This is a genomic window from Endozoicomonas sp. SESOKO4, assembly GCF_024606275.1.
In genome coordinates this window covers 1-1,057 of the sequence record NZ_JAHHPS010000251.1, presented here as the reverse complement: position 1 = coordinate 1,057, position 1,057 = coordinate 1, and the positions used below count along the sequence as shown (strand labels likewise).

At 48.2% G+C, this 1,057-nt stretch carries 2 protein-coding genes; both read right to left on the bottom strand.

Features of this window, described 5'->3' with window-relative positions:
• The coding region (locus KDK16_RS04540) for a hypothetical protein (protein WP_257274885.1) at window positions 1–549 on the bottom strand (549 nt) is incomplete at its 3' end.
• A gap of 125 nt (window positions 550–674) precedes the next feature.
• The coding region (crcB, locus tag KDK16_RS04535; protein WP_306670720.1) for a fluoride efflux transporter CrcB at window positions 675–1,057 on the bottom strand (383 nt) is incomplete at its 5' end.

Sequence of the window (1,057 nt, the reverse complement as noted above, 5' to 3'; positions counted from 1 at the left end):
AAGTCGATTGGATGGAAACTCTCTGAAACTGTTCTGCACAGCTTCCTGAATCAGCGCCTCCATTGAGTCCATGCGATCTTCAGCCAAGACACCCTGAAGCATGACCGGCCGGAAGTGGAACCAGTGAGCAACATCCAGAGATTCCTGCATGGATGGCGCATTGCTCAGTGCCTGCAGGAGATGAAACATGGAACGATCACTGCCAAACAACTCCTCATTACCACTGATTTCCGCAACAGTATGCCGGGCGGCCTGTTGGATCAGCCTGGTGAGTAGCTGCTGCCGGGCCTCTGTCTGATTGCCTGGTGCAGAGTAACCTTCCAGCCACTGATCCAGCTCATAGCGGTCATAGAGTCTTCGTACAGAAACCATGATGGCTCTTAAGAGTCTCTCGTTTTCTTCCGCAAAGACGTAGTCAAAATAAAGACGATTGACACTCCGCTCAGCATTCCTGAAGGCTTTCTGCTCGGGTGAATCAACACTACTCCAACAGGAAGAAACCAGTATCAAACTGATAAAAACAGACCCAATAATTCGAAAAAGATACATCCTATACCTCCTTTTCACTAACGAATTTTTTCTTAAATTTTTTTTCCCTAAAGAATTGAAAAGTCTAGGACAATCGACTGGCCGGTACAGAAAAAGCGATAAATGGTTGAGTTTGTATTCAGGCTCTAAAGTGCCCAGCGGATACCCTGATAACCCAGCCAGGTGCCCAGCAAGCAAACGAGCACACTGCCAAGCCCATAGGCCAGGGCTGTCAGAAACTGATCAGATTGAAGCAACCTCATCAGATCCAGAGAGAAGGTTGAAAAGGTAGTCATGGCTCCCAGAAAGCCGGTCATCACAAAGATTTTCCAGGTCGGTGACAACATGGCTTTTTCTGCCAACAGGTACCAGCAAATACCCATGAGGACTGACCCCACAAGGTTAACTGTCAGAGTCGGATAATGATGCAGATGAGGATTACGGGTCAGCACAAACAGCTCATAGACAAATGCCCTCAGAACGGCTCCCAGTGCACCACCTGCAGCAATGGCTATCCAGTGTGTAGCTT